Below are 16150 nucleotides of genomic sequence, written 5' to 3'. Positions count from 1 at the left end.
GGTCAGCCCTCCACCTCGGCCACGAACTGGTGATCGACCACAGAGAAGCGAACCCGGTTGATGGGCTCACCGGCCGAGAGACGCTGCAGCAGTTGCAGGGAGACCGGCGGCAGCAGGGCACCGTCGATGACGGATTCGAGCATGCGTGCACCGTTCTCGCTGCGGTTGGCCCGCAGCAGGATCTCTTCGGCCACCTCGCCATCGAGCTCCACCTCGGTGCCGAAACGCTCCTTGAGCAGCTTGACCAGCCGGTTGAGCTTGCCCCCCACGATCTGCACCAGGGTGTCGTGACCGAGCGGCAGATAGGGGATCACCTCCATCCGCGCCAGCAGGGCCGGCTTGAAGAAGGCAGCGAGCTCCGGATAGAGGGCATCCAGCAGCACGTCTGGCTGCTCGGCGTGCTCGACGATGGTCTGGAAACCGAGGTTGGAGGTGAGGAAGAAGACCACGTTCTTGCAGTCGATGATCCGCCCTTCCCCATCAGCCAGCTCGCCCTTGTCGAACGCCTGATAGAAGAGGTTGAGCACATCCGGGTGCGCTTTTTCCACCTCATCCAGCAGCACCACCGAGTAGGGTTTCTGGCGAATGGCTTCGGTCAGCACGCCGCCCTCGCCAAAGCCGACATAGCCGGGAGGCGAGCCGATCAGACGGGAAACCGTGTGTTTCTCCTGATACTCGGACATGTTGATGGTGGTCAGATACTGGCGGCCGCCAAACATCAGCTCGGCAATCTGCAGCACGGTTTCGGTCTTGCCGACCCCACTCGGGCCTACTAGCAGGAAGGCCCCCAGCGGACGGCCGGGACGACGCAGATCGGCGCGCGCGGTCAGCAGGTGCTTGTGCAGGTGGGCCACCGCCACATCCTGCCCCTTGATGAGATCGCCAAGGTACTCCGGCAGACGGGTCACCACATCGAGCTCCCCCTGGGAGATACGATTGAGCGGCACTCCGGTCCACTCGGCGATGACGGCGGCAATCTGGGTTTTGTCGACATGAGCGGAGACCAGCACCTCTCCCTGCTGCAGGTCGGCCAGCTCGCTCTCGAGGGTGGCCAGCTGCTCGGCAGCCGCTTGCGGATCGAGCGGGGCATCGGCGAGATCCAGCGCCTCTCTGGCCAGCATCTCATCCTGCTGATCTGCCAGGAGAGCGGCACGCAGCTCGATAATCCGGTGAACCAGACCCTGCTGTTGCTGCCAACGGGATTCCTGCTCCGCCAGCGATTCGCGGCAACGCAGCTGCTCTTCCTGCAACTCGGCGAGGCGCTCTTCGTTGTCACCCAACCCGATCAGACGCTGACGCTCCAGCTGGCGGATCTCCAGCTCGCGCTGGCGCAGTTCGTTTTGCAGATGGCTGACGGCGCGCGGCGGCGTGGTGAGGTTGATGGCAACTCGGGCACAGGCGGTATCGAGCACGTCGATCGCCTTGTCCGGCAACTGACGGCCGGAGATGTAGCGGGCAGAGAGCTGGGCCGCAGCTTGCAGTGCCTCCTCGTCGATCAGTACCCCGTGGGCCTTCTCGTAGATGCTGCGCAGACCGCGCAGGATCACCGTCGCCTCATCGGCATTGGGTTCGCTCACCTTGACCAGCTGGAAGCGACGGGAGAGCGCCGCATCCTTCTCGACATACTTCTTGTACTCGCTCCAGGTGGTGGCGGCGATGGTGCGCAGCTCGCCACGGGCCAGCGCCGGCTTGATCAGGTTGGAGACATCCATGCCGCCGGCCTGGTTGCCGGCACCGATCAGGGTGTGTGCCTCGTCGATAAAGAGGATGACCGGACGCACCGACTCCTTGACCTCCTGCATCACCCCCTTGAAGCGCTTCTCGAACTCCCCCTTGACCGAGGCGCCCGCCTGCATGGCACCGAGATCGAGCGTCATCAGCTCGACCCCGCGCAGTTTTTCGGGCACCTGACCCGCCACGATGCGCAGGGCCAGCCCCTCGATCAGGGCGCTTTTGCCGACGCCTGCCTCGCCCACCACGATGGGGTTGTTTTTGCGGCGACGGGAGAGGATGTCGATCATCAGATCGATCTCGTGATCCCGGCAGAGTACGGGATCGAGCGAACCCTGACGGGCCTGTTCTGTCACATTGACAGTAAAACGGGCCAGCAGGGTAGCGTCGGTCGGCAGTGCCGCCGGTGCCGTGCTGCCATTGGCCGGATTGGTCACCGGCGTCTCGGCAGACTCCTTGACCCACTCGTCGAACTGCTGGCGCAGCAGCTCGCGATTGACATTGGCCAGCAAACGGGTCACCGAGCCCGGCAGATAGCGCTGCGGGGTCATCAACAACACCAGCAGCATGACGCCGCTGCGCAGCTGGCCGTGTTGCATCTCGGCGGAGGCGAGCAGCCAGCTGTCTTGCAGCCACTCGACCAGCAGCGGCGAAAAAGAGGGATAACCCTGGCCATAGCCGTTGTCGGCAGTGGACGGTTGCAGCAGGGTTTTGAGCTCCTCCACTTCCACGTCGGCGCGTTTGAAGATGAGACGGACATCGCTGAGCGGCGTATCCAGCATCTTGAGCAGCAGATGCTCGATGCGGATCTCGGCTCCCTGATGGTTGACACAGAGGGCCGCAGCCTCCTCCAGCATGTGACGGCAGATAGGGTTGAGTCTTTCCACCAGTACTGGCAGTTCTATACGGATCAAGGCGTGCTCTCCTTAGTACTTATTTTAATAATTCGCCCAGTTGACGCAGTACGTCCTGGGTCTGGTTATTGAGTTGGTGGTGATAGAGGCCAAAGATGATGGCCAGGATCAGCGCCCCTCCCATGAACAGGGTGCGCAGTGAGACCTGCTTGCGCAGCTGGTAGCGGGCCGCCTGCCGACCGAGGTCGAGGTGAAACACGCTGGGCGCCTCGCCGCCGGCCTCGGGGGCCAACTGCTTGTGCAGCTGGCGCACGATGCGCTCGAACTCGCCTTGTCCCTGGCTCATCACCTTGTAACGCCCCTCGAAACCGAGGCAGAGGCAGAGATAGATGAACTCCAGAATGTCGCGGTAGCGCTCCGGATCCTCCTGCAGACGGGCCAGCAGGACGAACACCTTCTCACCGCCCCAGGTCTCGTTGTGGAAACGGGTCAACAGCGAATGTTCCGACCACTCGCTCTGGCTACCCCAGTCGCGGCCCATCACGGCCTCATCGATGAAGGTGCAGAGGATGTAGCGAAACGAGAGGACGACGCCATTCTCGTAACCCTGAGCCATCAACTCCTGCTCGATGGCCTGGATCTCGGTCACCACCTGCTGATAGAGCTCGGGTACCCGATCGTAACGGGACAGCAGGCGCACCCGCTGCACCAGCCCCAGCAGGGGGGTCACCGCATCGATCATCGGGTTGATGCTCTGGCCACGCAGGCGGAACCAGTAGTCCGAATCCATGTCCAGCTGCTCGGCATGATCGAACAGCAGGTCGCTGAGTTGCTCGTTCTTGATAATGTCCGTGGTCATCTCTGCATGTTTCCTTGGTGCGATCACTGGCTACGAATGGCCCAGAGCTGCATGTCGAGCTCGGGGAAATCGCCGGCGATATGGAAGGCGAGCGTGTTGCCCACTGCCAGCATCTGCCAGGCCGGGCTCTGACGGTCGAGCTGGAAGTAGCTGTAACCGGCGTGGTAGGGCAGCTGGCGCGGCGCCACCGGCAGCGGCAGCAGCGGAATACCCGGCAGCTGCAGGCTGATGAGCTCGCGGATCTTGTCGCTGGAGGCCACCTTGGTCTGCTGCAGCAGCTGTTTGCGCAGCTGCTCCTGCGGCATGCGGGCACGCACTGCCAGCACGAAGTCGGCGCTCTGCATCAGCTCGCTCTCGCTCACCATGGCCACCATGATGCCGTACTGGTGTTTGCGCAGCTGGATGGAGACGGCACGCGGCGACAGCACGGTACTGAGTGCCTGACGCAGGGCCAGCATCACCGGTTCGAAGCTCACCTGCTGGTCGTCGTGACGATAGGCGGGGAACTCGGGCGGCAGGCGGGACTCGTCGGTAAAGGTCATCAGCTCGCCGCACAGCTGCACCAGCGCCTCATGCAGCCGCTCGGGGTGCAGGGTACCAAGGCGCGCCAGATGGGATAGCTGTGGTTGGGCACGGTTGAGCAGCTGCAGCATCATGAATTCGGCCACATCGGCAACCCCCTGTTGACCCGGCGCCGCGATGCGCTGGGAGAGGCTGCGAGCCCGCTCGGCCACCAGGCCAGCCGACTCGCCGAGGAAGCGCTTGAGAGTCGGGATGGCGGATACGCTGATGCTGCAGGGCATGAAGTTGGGATCCAGCACCAGACCGCCGTCCGGACGTTTATCCAGAATGCGGGCAATGGCCAGGGACGCATAGGCACTGCGATCCTCCCGCTCCAGCATCAGGCGCAGGCTGACCCGCCCCACTTCGAGGGAGACCACGTCCCCCCCTTCGCTGTGCAGGTCGCGCACATCGTGGCGATGGGCCTGCAGTCGGGTAGCGACCTGACCGCCCTGCCCCACCTCATTGACCCCGCTCACCGAGAGCGGCAGCGCCAGATAGACCTTCTGGTTGGCGACCGAAGCATCGGTGATCTCCAGCGGGGTCGGCAGCATATCGTCGTTCGGGATGTTGAACACGGTACCGTCCGGCAGGATGCCGGTGGCCCCCACCAGCGCGATGCGGCCAAAGCCGAGGTAATCCTCATTGATGGCGAGCGACTGCAAGCCATAGAAGTAGTCGCTGAGCGCGCTCAGGCGAGCGTGCAGCGCGTAATCCGAATGTCTCTGTTGTTGCTGGAAATGCTGGGGCTTGATAAAGAGCCCTTCACGCCAGATAACCCGATTTCGACTCGACATGGTTATTCTTCTTCTTTTTGTAGTTCCACTTCATCCAGGCGCAGGTGCACCAGGATTTGATAGGCCATTCCCTTGCTCTTGATCTTGATGACCTTGCGCCACTCGGCGCTGTCCGGGTCGGCGTAACGTGCAATCACACCGATGTAACGGGTCTTCTCGTCGAGCTTGACGGGGGGCAGGTATTTGAACTGACCGGGCAGCAGGGTGTACTCCTGATGATCGAGATAGTTCTTGCCAAGAGCCTTCTCCACATCCGCCGTCACCTGGTCGTAGTCGGTGGCGAGCAGCTTGGAATCTTCCGCCAGCAGCACCACCTGAAACTCGATAGGTGCTGCCTCCCCGCTCTCGTTGGGGTTGACGTCAGGCTCGGCGACCAGACTCAGCCCCAAAGTGGAGGGCTGATCATTGTTGCTCCCCACCTGGATATCCGGGTTCATGGCGACATCGGCCATCTTGCCCATGGCGGTACAACCGGCGAGGGTCAGCAGAGCCGCCCCCAGCATCAGCGCACGTATCATCAAATCAGTCCCTGTTGCTGACGCACGGCCTGGTCATACGCCTGGGCGTAAACCTGATGGAACAGCTTGTCGAACCCCTGCTGGCGGGCAGAGGTGAGCTCGCGGTAGTAGTGCTGGTACATGTTCCAGGCCCACCCTTCATCAGCCATGCCCGGCGCGCCGCTGCGGCGGTATTGCTCGAACCGGCCGAGCAGGGCTTCCGGCGAGAAGGCCTGCAGGATGCTGTCAAGCGCCGCACTGATGGCCTGCTGGTTTGCTACGTGGTGAATGCGCACGTTTTGCAGGCTCTCGGCCACTGCAGCCGGCGCGCTCAGGTGCACCGGGCTCTTCTGCTCGGCAAACAGCACCGCCAGGGTCTCGTCATAACCAAGGCCAAGGCGCAGCGGGTTATCTTCAATCGGGCGCAAGTGCTTATCGGCCAGCGCCGCCTGATCGTTTTGCAGCTGGAGCAGCCCCTCCACCATGGCCCGCATGGTCTTGCCCATCTCTTCAAGCATGTCGTGCGCCTGACGGGTATCTTCCAGCTGCAGGTTTTGACCCAGACCGCGCATCAGCGGCGTCAGGGCGACGTGATCGACTCCCTCCTGCGGCATGAAATCGGGATGGTTCTCGATGGTGGGCATATCCAGAAATTCTTGGTTCATGGTGTTCTCGACAGCAGAAAATGGGGCAAGGGAGAGGGTGTCCATCTCCGGTTGAGGGTGCAGCTCGGCCTGCATGCGGCTCTCGGCCAGAGGATTGATGGCGCGCTCCTGTTGCAGGGCCAGCAAGGGGTCGACAGCGAGATGGCGCGGATCCGCCACAGCGGCTGTTGGCTCCTCGCCCGCCAACCACTCGTCAAGCTGCTCGGCCGGATGGGTTCCCAGCACCTGATGCAGGCTCTGCTCCGGCGTAATGGCCCCCAGATAGGCGCGCAGGCGGAACGGGCCGACGATGAGCTCGTCCCCCTGCTCCAGATGCACCTTGCGGGCCCGTCCGATGGGCGAGGTGGCACCGTTGATATAGGTCTGGCCGCTCAGATCGCACAGGCAGAAACGACCGTCGTTGAGCTCGACCCGGGCGTGTGCGGGCAGCACGGCCCCCAGCCGATCCTTCAGTTGCCAGTCATCCTGCTCGGAAGCACCCAAGGTGCCGCCCATCTCGTCGAAGCGGTACTGCACCTGCTGGCGACCATCGAGCTGCTCGCTGTTGAGCACCACCAGGGAAAGTTGCTGATTAAACTCGTCCACATTCACTCCTGCACACATATGGTCACAAACGGCTCGCTCGGTGGCTGGCCGAGAAAGGTACTCCACCCCAGACGGGCGCTCTGCTCTTCACCGAGTCGCAGCCCCTTCGCCTGCTCCTGACCGAAGCCAAGACGCAGATCCCAGGCCAGCTGATCGCGCAAGATGAAGGAGACAAAGGTCACCAGCGACTGGAAGTGCTCCCCGTTCGGAAGAAATCCGAGAAACTGGCTGAAACTCAGGTTGTTGATCTTCAACAAGAACTTGCCGGCGCAATCATTCACCTTGTCGCCGATGACAAAATCCCCGCCCAGAGTCGCGCAAGCGCCCCCCAGACGGTTTTGCTGATCCGGATGGATCGGCACCTTGCGCCACTGCCAGGCACTCACCTCTACCTCGGCAAGATCGAAACAGTGGGCCACCAGACCGGCCACCACCTCGGGTGAGCGACTGGGGCTCGCCAGCATGCCCGCATAGGAAAGCATCTTGGCCCGGTTGACCGGCAGGCTCTGGCAGACTGCCTCGTTGCCAAGCCCCACCAGTGCAAACATCAGGCGGGAGAAGCCATCCTCACCGTTGTCCTGAAAACGGACGTGGTAGCGATACTTGCGCCAGATCCGGTGCAGCAGGGTCAGCAGACGATGATGAAAGAAGTCGAGAAAGAGGCCGAGCTTCTGCTCCCCCTGGGCGTACTCCCACGCCAGCGAGTCGAGGTAGTAGCCGGGCATCGGCGACTGGCTGCCGTGCAGGCCGAGAAAAGCGACCTCAAGCTCGTGGCGGCCCCGTTCATCGCGACCAAATTGCAGCACATCGCTGGTCGGGAAGCCGAGGGAGGCAGTCGCCTTGAAACGGATCTTCTCGTCACCCGGCAGGTGATCGAGACCACGCTCCTGATCCGCCCCCTCCAGCCGGTTGAGCAGCTCGACCAGCTGGAAGAAATTGAAGCGCGGGGCCTCCCCTGCGCAGGTCACATCAGGGAGTGCTGACCGATCTGGACTGGCCATTGATAGCGCTCCTTGTTATCGAGATTGACCACCTCAAGCAGGTGGAAGGCGTTGACGCTGGCATAGAGCGAGAAGAAGTGGGCCAGCACGGTACTGAAGAGATAAAGCTCCCCTTCGCTGCCAAAGGCGGACTGGCGAATGGAGAGCACCGACTTGAGCCCCCGCACCGGCATGCCGCGTACCAGCCGATCCACCGGCGTGGTTTCGATCTCCTCAATCCCCGCCAGCCGTTTGCGCGATGCTTGTTCCGCCTGCTTGTCATGCAGCGCCGGAAAGTCGTAGGTGCGCAGCACCTGCACCAGCGCATCGCGTCGCAGCAGAGAGACATAGTTGAGCGACAGGTTGGAAATCAGGGTCCAGTGCAGACTGCCATCGAGAGCAGGACGCAACGGCCGGGTCGGCCGGATCAGGTTGCGGAAGGTGGCAAACGAGGGGGAGCTGCCGGTCGGCACGCAGACGCTGCCGACCTTGAGGCGGGCAGCGCGGGAGCGGTTGGTACAGGTGAGCGTCACCGAGATGGATTCGTCCAGATCGTGGGCGATGGTCTCGTCCCCGCGCACAAACGACAGACTGTGCTCAAAGCCATCGCCGCTCACCGACTCCTTGACCCGCACCCGGTAGTAGAGCGCCAGCCGCTGTTTGGCCCGCTCAATCTGGTGCTGGAAACTTTCAAACGGCTGATAGATGCGCGGGGTGCCGCGCGAGCGCCCCAGATTGCCCTCGACCCACCCCTCGACCTTGTCGACCGAGAAGATTTCGAAGCTGTCGGCATGGCGATAGCTCGCCTTGAGGGGGTATTCCGCCTGACGGCCATTGAGATTGACCGGCTCGCTGTCGTGCTGGAACAGGTTGATGGCCGGCACGCAGTTGAGCATGAAAGAGTCGGGACGGATCTTGAGCTCCGCCGGCAACGGCCGGTCGAAGCAGAAATGGATCTTGAACTCGCTGACCGGCAACGGCTGCTTTGGCCACTCGCCGCCCGAGAGCTCGAAGAAGAGGAAACTTTCCGGAAAGCAGAAATACTCCTGCAGGATCCGGTAACCGGAATAGACATTGTTCGGATAGGGCAACAGCGCATCATCGCGCTCGAAACCGACCGGTTTCAGTGCCTTGGCCTCCTGACGGAACCGCTTGCCGTCGACCTCCAGCTCGATATGGGATAGCTGGTTGGAGAGCCAGAAATAGAGTTCATAGGCGGTGTAGCTATCGCCGCCAAGAAAGAGACGCAGCTTGTCGAGTTGCAGCTCGCTCAGGGGAAGCGGTGCATGCAGGGCGATATCCAGCGAGATGGTGGAGAGATCGTTGCCGCTTTGCGCCGAGATATGCTGGATGTCTGCCGGATAGACCCAGGCATCGTGACAGGTCTGGAAGTGGCAGGTCACCCCATCTTGCGGCAGGCTGTCGAGCTGGCATCCCTGACTCACCAGCGCCGGCTGGGCAATGGCCCCCGGAATGACCGAGAACTGCATGATGGTCATGCTGGGTACGGGACGCAGGTAGTTGGGCCAGAGCATATTGAGCAGACCGTGGGTCAGCTCGGGAAACTCATCCTCAATCTTGGCGCGCAGGTTGCCCGTGAGAAAGGCGAACCCTTCCAGCAGGCGCTCCACGTCCGGATCGCTATTTTGCTCCGACAGAAAGCGGGTGAGTTCGGGATAGGCAGTGGCAAATTCGCGCCCTTGCAGGCGCAAAAAAGCCAGTTCATCCCTGAAGTAATGTTCCAGCGACATTGATCAGACCATGCGGTAGTGACGGTGACTGTCCATATGGACGTTGAACGAGGTAACGTGATCGATATGTTCCAGCCTGACGTGGGCGGTCACCATAAACGACATCTCGAGCGGGCTCGACTGATAGTCGGGTGAACGTACATCCACATGCACGATCCGCGGTTCGTACCGACGGATGCATTGCCGGATCGCCTCCCGGATCCGTCCCTTGATATCGGCGCTCCCCTGGGTGGCATCGTTGAGATCGATGACCCCCAGATCGGGCGCGCTGCGGCAGTTGCCGGGACGGGTGTTGAGGATCTGATCGAGTTGCCGTTTTACGGAATCGACCAGCACCTCCACTTCCGAACGGGGGGAGGAGCCATGCCCCTCCCCCCGGATGCGATCAAACAGACTGGCCGTATTTCCTCTATCCCAGGAAGAGAGATACGGCATCGGTCATTATTCCTTGTCCAGTCGACCTACCAGAGAGAGCTCGAAGCTCGCCCCCATGTACTTGAAGTGCGGGCGCACGGCCATGGCGACCTGATACCAGCCCGGCTCGCCTTCCACATCCAGCACCTTGATCTGGGCTGCACGCAGGGGACGACGGCTGCGCACGTCTGCCGGCGGGTTCTCCTGATCGGCAACGTACTGCTTGATCCAGCCGTTCAGCTCGCGCTCCAGATCCTGGCGCTCCTTCCAGGAGCCGATCTGCTCGCGCTGCAGCACTTTGATGTAGTGCGCCAGACGGTTGATGATGAACATGTAGGGCAGCTGGGTACCCAGCTTGTAGTTGGTCTCCGCCTCTTTACCCTCTTTGGTGTTGGGGAACACCTTGGGCTTTTGTACCGAGTTGGCAGAGAAGAAGGCGGCGTTGTCGCTGTCCTTGCGCATGGTCAGGGTAATGAAACCCTCTTCGGAGAGCTCATACTCGCGACGGTCGGTGATGAGCACCTCGGTCGGGATCTTCGCCTGCAGCTGACCCATCGCCTCATAGACGTGCACCGGCAGATCGTGGATGGCACCACCGCTCTGCGGGCCGATGATGTTCGGACACCAGCGGTACTTGGCGAAGCTGTCGGTCAGGGAAGTACCCATCAGATAGGCAGTGTTGCCCCACAGGTAGTGGTCGTGATCCGAGCTGATATCTTCCTTGTAGTTGAAGCCCTTGATGGGGTTCTCGGTCGGATCGTAGGGCAGACGGGCCAGGAAACGCGGCGCAGTCAGCCCCAGATAGCGGGAATCTTCCGATTCGCGCAGGGAACGCCATTTGGTGTAAGCCGGTCCTTCGAACACCGATTTCAGATCCTTGATGGAGGGCAGATCGGTGAAGCTGTCAACGCCGAAGAAGGCGGGGGCGACAGAGGAGATGAAGGGGGCGTGGGCCATGGCACCGACGGCACTGACATACTGCATCAGCTTGATGTCGGGTGAGCTGTGGGTAAAGGCGTAGTCACCGATTACGGCACCGATCGGCTGACCGCCGAACTGACCGTAGCCGGTTGAATAGACATGCTTGTAGAGACCGGACTGGGTGATCTCGGGCGAGAACTCGAAATCTTCCAGCAGCTCTTCCTTGGTGGCGTGCAGCACCTGGATCTTGATGTTCTCGCGAAAATCGGTGCGATCCACCAAGAGCTTCAGGGAGCGCCAGGAAGACTCCATCTCCTGCAGCTCTTTGGCGTGCAGGATGACGTCCATCTGCTTGCTCAGCTTCTTGTCGAGCTCGACAATCATGCTGTCAACCAGCGCCTTGTTGACCGGCTCGGCGGTTGAACCGCTATCCAGAATATTGGCGATCAGGGCTGCAACCCCCTGCTTGGCGACGCTGTAACCCTCATCCACCGGCGTGATGCGAGCCTGCGCCATGATTTCGTCCAGCAGGGAGGACGAGGAGGCGACGGCTGCCCCCGCTTGAACCTGTTCTTCGACCAAAGACATGTTTTTTCCTTTCTCGTTCAGTCAATCCAACCCGGCGATCACTCGGCAGGCTTAATCAAATCCAGCTCCTTGAGCAGCTGCTCGCGGGCTTCATCACTGGACAGCAGATCCTGCAGGCGGTTGCGGAAGGCAGGGATATTCCCCAGCGGCCCTTTCAGGGCAACCAGTGCTTCGCGCAGTTCAAGCAGTTTGCGCAGCTCGGGAACCTGCTGGGCAACGCTATCCGGGGTGAAATCTTCCAAAGACTGGATCTTGATCGAAACCGGCATCTCGTCCTGGCTGTTCTCTTCCAGGCGATTGGGAACGGAAAACTTCAGTTCCAGCGCGGATTCTTTCATGACTGAAGAGAAATTATTCTTGTCGATGGAGACGGTCTGGCGCTCCTCGATAGGGGTTTCTTCGGTACGCCCTTTCATATTACCAACCACCATCATAGTCAGCGGAAGTTCTATTTCCGCCTGCTGACCACCGGTTGCCGGTACATATTTGATATTGATACGCTCTTTGGGCGCAACAGTGGCGCCGTCAATTCCTTTTCCCATGCTCTAAATACCAAGTTAAGGGCCAACAAGGCCACAAAGCTTATAGTCAACGCTTTATCCGGCAACTGTAAAAAATGACAGTTGACGGTGCCATCGCTATTTTCGGTGGCAATAGCATCGACCAAGGATGCGTTTTCGATATATCTCAAGCAATTGCTCTAATAATCAAAAACACAATATCCATCTTGTTATCTATACAACCCGATACGCCTCAACTCTTTGTTTGAGGTCATTTTGGCTTAAGAGCCATTTGCGCCGCATGGTATATGTCCATATATTGTCAAGTCAATGATTCATTTCTATCAACCAAGCAAAAAACAAATTAAAATCAAAACACAAATCAATGAAATCAATAACTTATAAGTAAGCGCCGGTATGTTTATTGCACGCATTTATTGCAATAAAAAATAACAACCTCCACTCAAAAAAGCCAACCGCAATAGCTGAATTTGCCGTCAGAAAACTCCCAAAAAAAATGACAAAAAAAGAGGTGGACGACAGTTTCTGTCGTCCACCTCTTCAAGAGAATCAGCGTATCTTGCTCACATCATCCCGCACAATCAATGAGCAAAAATCAGCTATCAGACAATCAATAAGAGCACACCAAGGCTGCTCACTGATAATTAAATTCATAAACACCATTATCAGGAAGAGTGGGATACGCCGACTCCCCCATCAACATATTGCTTATCAACTGTCCAGTTGTTTACCTTTGGCAAGACGATCAAACCAGTGCTGCGCCAATTTTTGACCAGCGCTTTTTTCCTTTTCGGTCATCTCTTTTTCCAGTTCATTTCTCGCCTGGGTTGCCTCCTTGTTACCGTCGGTGGCAGCCAGCAAATACCATGCATAAGCATGCAGTCTGTTGCGTGGGGCACCCAGTCCCTGATCCCGCATCATCCCCATGCGATATTGCGCCTCCCGATGTCCGGCATTAGCCGCAAGCCGGTACTGTTTCAGGGCGAGACCATAATCCTCCTTGCCCCCCTGACCGAGACGCAGCATCTCGCCATAGGCGTATTGAGCATCGAGCTCTCCCTGTTTGCTGGCCAGCGCGAACCCCTCACGAGCCAACTCCAGCTCCCCCCGCTCTTGCTGCAAAGTGGCCAGCTCGACCTGTGCCTTGCTGATCCCACCTTGTGCCGCCAGCGACAACCAGTGCTCCCGCGACGATGCATCGCTCTGCTGCAGGCTAAGCTGGTACTCCGCTTCATGAGCGCCGTTACCTGCCGCCAACTCCAGCCAGTAGCGTCCCAGAGCCGGATCGGCTGTGACCTGTTCCCCCGCCAGATAGGCCATGCCAAGCCAGAGCTGGGCTGGTGCAGAACCGGCATTGGCGGCGCGTTGATAGGCCTCGAATGCCGTTCTGGGGCTTGCCTCGGTGGCAAGGACATAGAGAGCATCCGGGTGCTGCTGGGCTGCCGCCTTCTCGAACCAGCGCATGGCAATATCGGGACGTTTGACCACCCCCTTTCCCTGTTGATAACGCAGCGCAAGCTGATACTGGGCATCGCGGTTACCTTGCTCGGCTGACTTTTCCAACCACTCGATGGCATCCTGATCGGCACCCGGCTGGCTGGCATACCATTCACCCAGGATCAACTGGGCACCAGCGTGATCCTGCCTGGCCGCCCGTTCAAACCAGTCGAGACAGTCACTTGCCAGCTTGCCCTGATGTTCGCTGCGACAGGCAAGACCCAACTGATAGCTGGCTTCACGATTGCCCAGTCTGGATGCCCGTTGCCACCACTGTTCCGCCAGTTGCGGGCTTTTCGGCTCGCCCAATCCCAGCTGATACCAGTGGCCAACCTGCAGAGCGGCAGCTCCGCGCACCTTGTTATCGGCAGCCAGAGGGCCACTCTGACCTGCCGCCTGCTGCATCCAGTGCATGGCTTGCGGATAGTCCGGCTGTGCCGCCAGCCGTTTGGCGAGTTCATACTGCGCCTTGCCATTGCCCTGTTTTGCCTCTTTAGCAAGCTCGGCATCACTCACAGACGAGTTTGTCGTGGCACAACCGGCGAGCAGAGCGACCGCCAGCACGCACCATAAATTTTTTTTATTCATTTTGCTTTTTTGCATAAGTAAAAATAACGAACGAAAGGTGCCGGGCAATGACGATATGAAATCATCACCACCCGAAACACCCGTAAATGAGAAGATGGATGCCGCGCAGCATCAGCACCTCTAGCGAGGTTCCGGCACGACGGCTTTGGGTAACAGAGGCGCCTGGGTCGAACACCCGGAGCCAGAGCCGGCAGCACCGCCCGAGTTCATCTTGATGGTAGGACCAACCAGGGTGACCCCGCCCCCATCGACCTTGATAAAGCAGCCTCCGACCTTGACGCTGATCTCTGACCCAGCCTCCAGCACCACCTTGGCACCGGCCTTGACGTGCATCTCCTGCCCCGCCTGAGCAAGCCAGCTTTGCCCCAGCTTCTGGTGCATGGAGGCATCGACCGTGAGCGAGTAGTCCGCCTTGATCTGGTCACGCTTTTCACCCTCCACCGTCAGGTGGTCATTGGCCTTGATGCGTGTGACCCGCTCGTTGTCGATGTCGCGATGCTCGTCGTGTTTGATGTGCCACGCAGCATCGTTTTCGATAAGCACGTTCAGGTCTTTCTGACCGTGGATGTAAATCTCTTCCTGTCCCGCCTGGTCTTCAAAGCGCAGCTCGTTAAAGCCCTCGCCCTTGTGAGTTTCGGTGCGCAGCACGGTGCGGGTCTTGTTGGCAGGCAGCTCATAAGGCGGCCGGTTGGTGGCGTGGAAGGTGCGACCGGTCACGATAGGCTGGTCGGGGTCTCCTTCCAGAAACGAGACGATGACCTCGTGGCCGATACGCGGGATGGCCATCATGCCATATTGACCACCGGCCCAGCCCTGGCTCACTCGCACCCAGCAGGAGCTCTGGTCCTTGGAGCTGCCATATCTGTCCCACGGGAATTGCAGCTTCACCCGGCCATGTTCGTCGCAGTAAATCTCCTCGCCCTCGGGGCCGACTACGATGGCGATTTGCGGGCCGTCAACCATCGGCTTGTGGGGTGCCTCAGGGCTGCCGATGCGGGCCCGCCAGGTGGTACTCGCCTTCACCACGCCAAATTCGTTGTGGTAGACGGTCGGGCCGCTGCCGCCCTCCTCCTCCAGCGCCTGCGGCTGTTCACCGGTGTGGCGGATATGGACAATTTGCCAGTCGGTGTTGAGGCTGCCGTTCGGATGTTCGGTGAGTGAGAAGTGCTGGCCAGGCAGCAGCGCCGCGCAGTTGGATTTGCCACTGCCGCTGACTGCGTCGCTGCGCAGCGCATCGAGCCGGTGCTGGGCAAACGCCTTGCCGCTCGGGTCCTGCTTGTAGCGGCCCGGGTAGTCGAAGTGCTGGTAGGTATCCCGTTGATGCTCAAGCTCTGCACCCTGCTTTTTATGGGAGAGGCCATAGGCCGGGGTCTTGAAGCTGTAGTCTTTGAGCTCCACATCCGAAGGGCGCACCGCCTCGCGGTAGTGGAATTGGCGCACATAAGGGCCTTGTTCCAGCGAACGGTTGCCGAGGTTGAAGAAGAGCTCGGGGCCTTGAGTCAATGCCGCGGCGTCGTCGGCAAACACAATGCGGTGCTTGCCTGCTTCGAATTCGTGGAAGTAGAACAAGCCCTCTTCGGCTGCGAGGCGATTCACGAAATCAAGGTCTGTTTCGCGGTACTGGGCGCAGTATTCCCGCTGGGCGTGCTCGTTCTTGAGCGCAAAGGCGTAGTCGGTGATGCCGTGCTCTTGCAGCAGGATACTGAGGATTTCGTCAGGCTTCTGCGCCTGGAAGATACGGGAGTTCTGGCGCAGGCCCAACCGCCACAGGGCCGGTTTGACTTGCAGGCTGTAGCGGGTACGGCGAAAGCCGCTGTCCCCTTGGGCAAACTCGCTCACTACCCCGCCCACCCGGCGTTGCAGCTCGCCGTTGTACCACACCATGAGCTCGCAGGGCTGGTCCAGCACGGCACCAAAGTCGACATCGGGCTGGCTGCTGGCCAGCTCAAGGCGCAGGTTGAACGGCCGGTTCAGCCCCTCGTCCAGCTGGAAACTCGCCACCACGAAGGTGCTCTCGGGCAGCGCCCCCACCTTGACGGTAAATTGCAATCCGGTTTGATTAGCCATGGCTCTCCCCTCTTGTCACGGCCACGCGATGTCTGCGCCCCTCTTCAAGACCCCAACCGCCAAACCACGCTACCGCCCTCTCCGGTGCCACAACGGGCAACCAAGATAGCGGCGAACACGGGTTACGGGCGGATTGGGTCTGCATCACAGGACACCCTTTAGTGCTTTGCCATCCCCCCGCATCAATCGAATGCGCAGCAGAGGGATGGCAAAACAGAAAAGCTCCGGCTACCTGAGCAGGCCGGAGAAATACGGGCTAAGAGGGCCGGTTTGG

The 16150-nt window shown here is 60.1% G+C and carries 11 protein-coding genes and 1 pseudogene; all 12 read right to left on the bottom strand.

All coding sequences use genetic code 11. The features are described from left to right. Window positions 1–2: 2 nt before the first annotated feature. Window positions 3–2645: a type VI secretion system ATPase TssH gene (gene tssH, locus I6L40_RS11245; RefSeq protein ID WP_216994267.1), complete on the bottom strand. Its 2643-nt coding sequence runs from the start codon at window positions 2643–2645 to the stop codon at window positions 3–5. Between the two features lie 19 nt (window positions 2646–2664). Continuing rightward, entirely contained in the window at window positions 2665–3444 is a 780-nt protein-coding gene (gene icmH / locus I6L40_RS11240) for a type IVB secretion system protein IcmH/DotU (RefSeq protein ID WP_216994266.1), read from the bottom strand. 23 nt (window positions 3445–3467) lie between these two features. Then, complete coding sequence (tssK, locus tag I6L40_RS11235) at window positions 3468–4802, bottom strand: type VI secretion system baseplate subunit TssK (protein WP_041210857.1); 1335 nt, start codon at window positions 4800–4802, stop codon at window positions 3468–3470. A gap of 2 nt (window positions 4803–4804) precedes the next feature. Next, on the bottom strand, window positions 4805–5320 hold the full coding sequence (gene tssJ, locus I6L40_RS11230) for a type VI secretion system lipoprotein TssJ (RefSeq protein ID WP_216994265.1): 516 nt from the start codon (window positions 5318–5320) through the stop codon (window positions 4805–4807). Continuing rightward, window positions 5320–6549, bottom strand: coding sequence for a type VI secretion system-associated FHA domain protein TagH (tagH, locus tag I6L40_RS11225; RefSeq protein WP_216994264.1), 1230 nt, complete (start codon window positions 6547–6549; stop codon window positions 5320–5322). Before tagH ends, tssJ begins: the two co-directional genes overlap by 1 nt. Window positions 6550–6551: 2 nt before the next feature. Further along, window positions 6552–7550: a type VI secretion system baseplate subunit TssG gene (tssG, locus tag I6L40_RS11220; protein WP_033114704.1), complete on the bottom strand. Its 999-nt coding sequence runs from the start codon at window positions 7548–7550 to the stop codon at window positions 6552–6554. Beyond that, on the bottom strand, window positions 7514–9280 hold the full coding sequence (gene tssF / locus I6L40_RS11215; RefSeq protein WP_201910776.1) for a type VI secretion system baseplate subunit TssF: 1767 nt from the start codon (window positions 9278–9280) through the stop codon (window positions 7514–7516). Before tssF ends, tssG begins: the two co-directional genes overlap by 37 nt. Before the next feature lie 3 nt (window positions 9281–9283). Further along, a complete protein-coding gene (tssE, locus tag I6L40_RS11210; RefSeq protein ID WP_041210862.1) occupies window positions 9284–9715 on the bottom strand; it encodes a type VI secretion system baseplate subunit TssE in 432 nt (143 codons plus the stop codon). A 6-nt stretch (window positions 9716–9721) separates the two neighbouring features. Continuing rightward, window positions 9722–11203, bottom strand: coding sequence for a type VI secretion system contractile sheath large subunit (tssC, locus tag I6L40_RS11205; protein WP_033114641.1), 1482 nt, complete (start codon window positions 11201–11203; stop codon window positions 9722–9724). Window positions 11204–11241: 38 nt separating this feature from the next. Beyond that, complete coding sequence (gene tssB / locus I6L40_RS11200; RefSeq protein ID WP_033114640.1) at window positions 11242–11745, bottom strand: type VI secretion system contractile sheath small subunit; 504 nt, start codon at window positions 11743–11745, stop codon at window positions 11242–11244. A 690-nt stretch (window positions 11746–12435) separates the two neighbouring features. Then, a complete protein-coding gene (locus tag I6L40_RS11195) occupies window positions 12436–13809 on the bottom strand; it encodes a tetratricopeptide repeat protein (protein WP_071914368.1) in 1374 nt (457 codons plus the stop codon). A 174-nt stretch (window positions 13810–13983) separates the two neighbouring features. Beyond that, window positions 13984–15876 (bottom strand): annotated as a pseudogene (locus I6L40_RS11190) (type VI secretion system tip protein VgrG); the annotation flags it as partial. Window positions 15877–16150 lie beyond the last annotated feature (274 nt).

Source organism: Aeromonas sp. FDAARGOS 1410, from assembly GCF_019048745.1.
Lineage (GTDB): Bacteria > Pseudomonadota > Gammaproteobacteria > Enterobacterales > Aeromonadaceae > Aeromonas > Aeromonas jandaei.
The sequence above is the reverse complement of the archived record's forward strand: the minus strand, read 5'-3'. Positions and strand labels throughout refer to the sequence as shown.

What these genes read in the sequence shown, in the direction of transcription:
- icmH (WP_216994266.1), bottom strand. Translation starts at nt 3,444, where the DNA reads ATGACCACGGACATTATCAAGAACGAGCAACTCAGCGACCTGCTGTTC.
- tssK (WP_041210857.1), bottom strand. Translation starts at nt 4,802, where the DNA reads ATGTCGAGTCGAAATCGGGTTATCTGGCGTGAAGGGCTCTTTATCAAG.
- tssJ (WP_216994265.1), bottom strand. Translation starts at nt 5,320, where the DNA reads ATGATACGTGCGCTGATGCTGGGGGCGGCTCTGCTGACCCTCGCCGGT.
- tssG (WP_033114704.1), bottom strand. Translation starts at nt 7,550, where the DNA reads ATGGCCAGTCCAGATCGGTCAGCACTCCCTGATGTGACCTGCGCAGGG.
- tssF (WP_201910776.1), bottom strand. Translation starts at nt 9,280, where the DNA reads ATGTCGCTGGAACATTACTTCAGGGATGAACTGGCTTTTTTGCGCCTG.
- tssE (WP_041210862.1), bottom strand. Translation starts at nt 9,715, where the DNA reads ATGCCGTATCTCTCTTCCTGGGATAGAGGAAATACGGCCAGTCTGTTT.
- tssC (WP_033114641.1), bottom strand. Translation starts at nt 11,203, where the DNA reads ATGTCTTTGGTCGAAGAACAGGTTCAAGCGGGGGCAGCCGTCGCCTCC.
- tssB (WP_033114640.1), bottom strand. Translation starts at nt 11,745, where the DNA reads ATGGGAAAAGGAATTGACGGCGCCACTGTTGCGCCCAAAGAGCGTATC.
- I6L40_RS11195 (WP_071914368.1), bottom strand. Translation starts at nt 13,809, where the DNA reads ATGAATAAAAAAAATTTATGGTGCGTGCTGGCGGTCGCTCTGCTCGCC.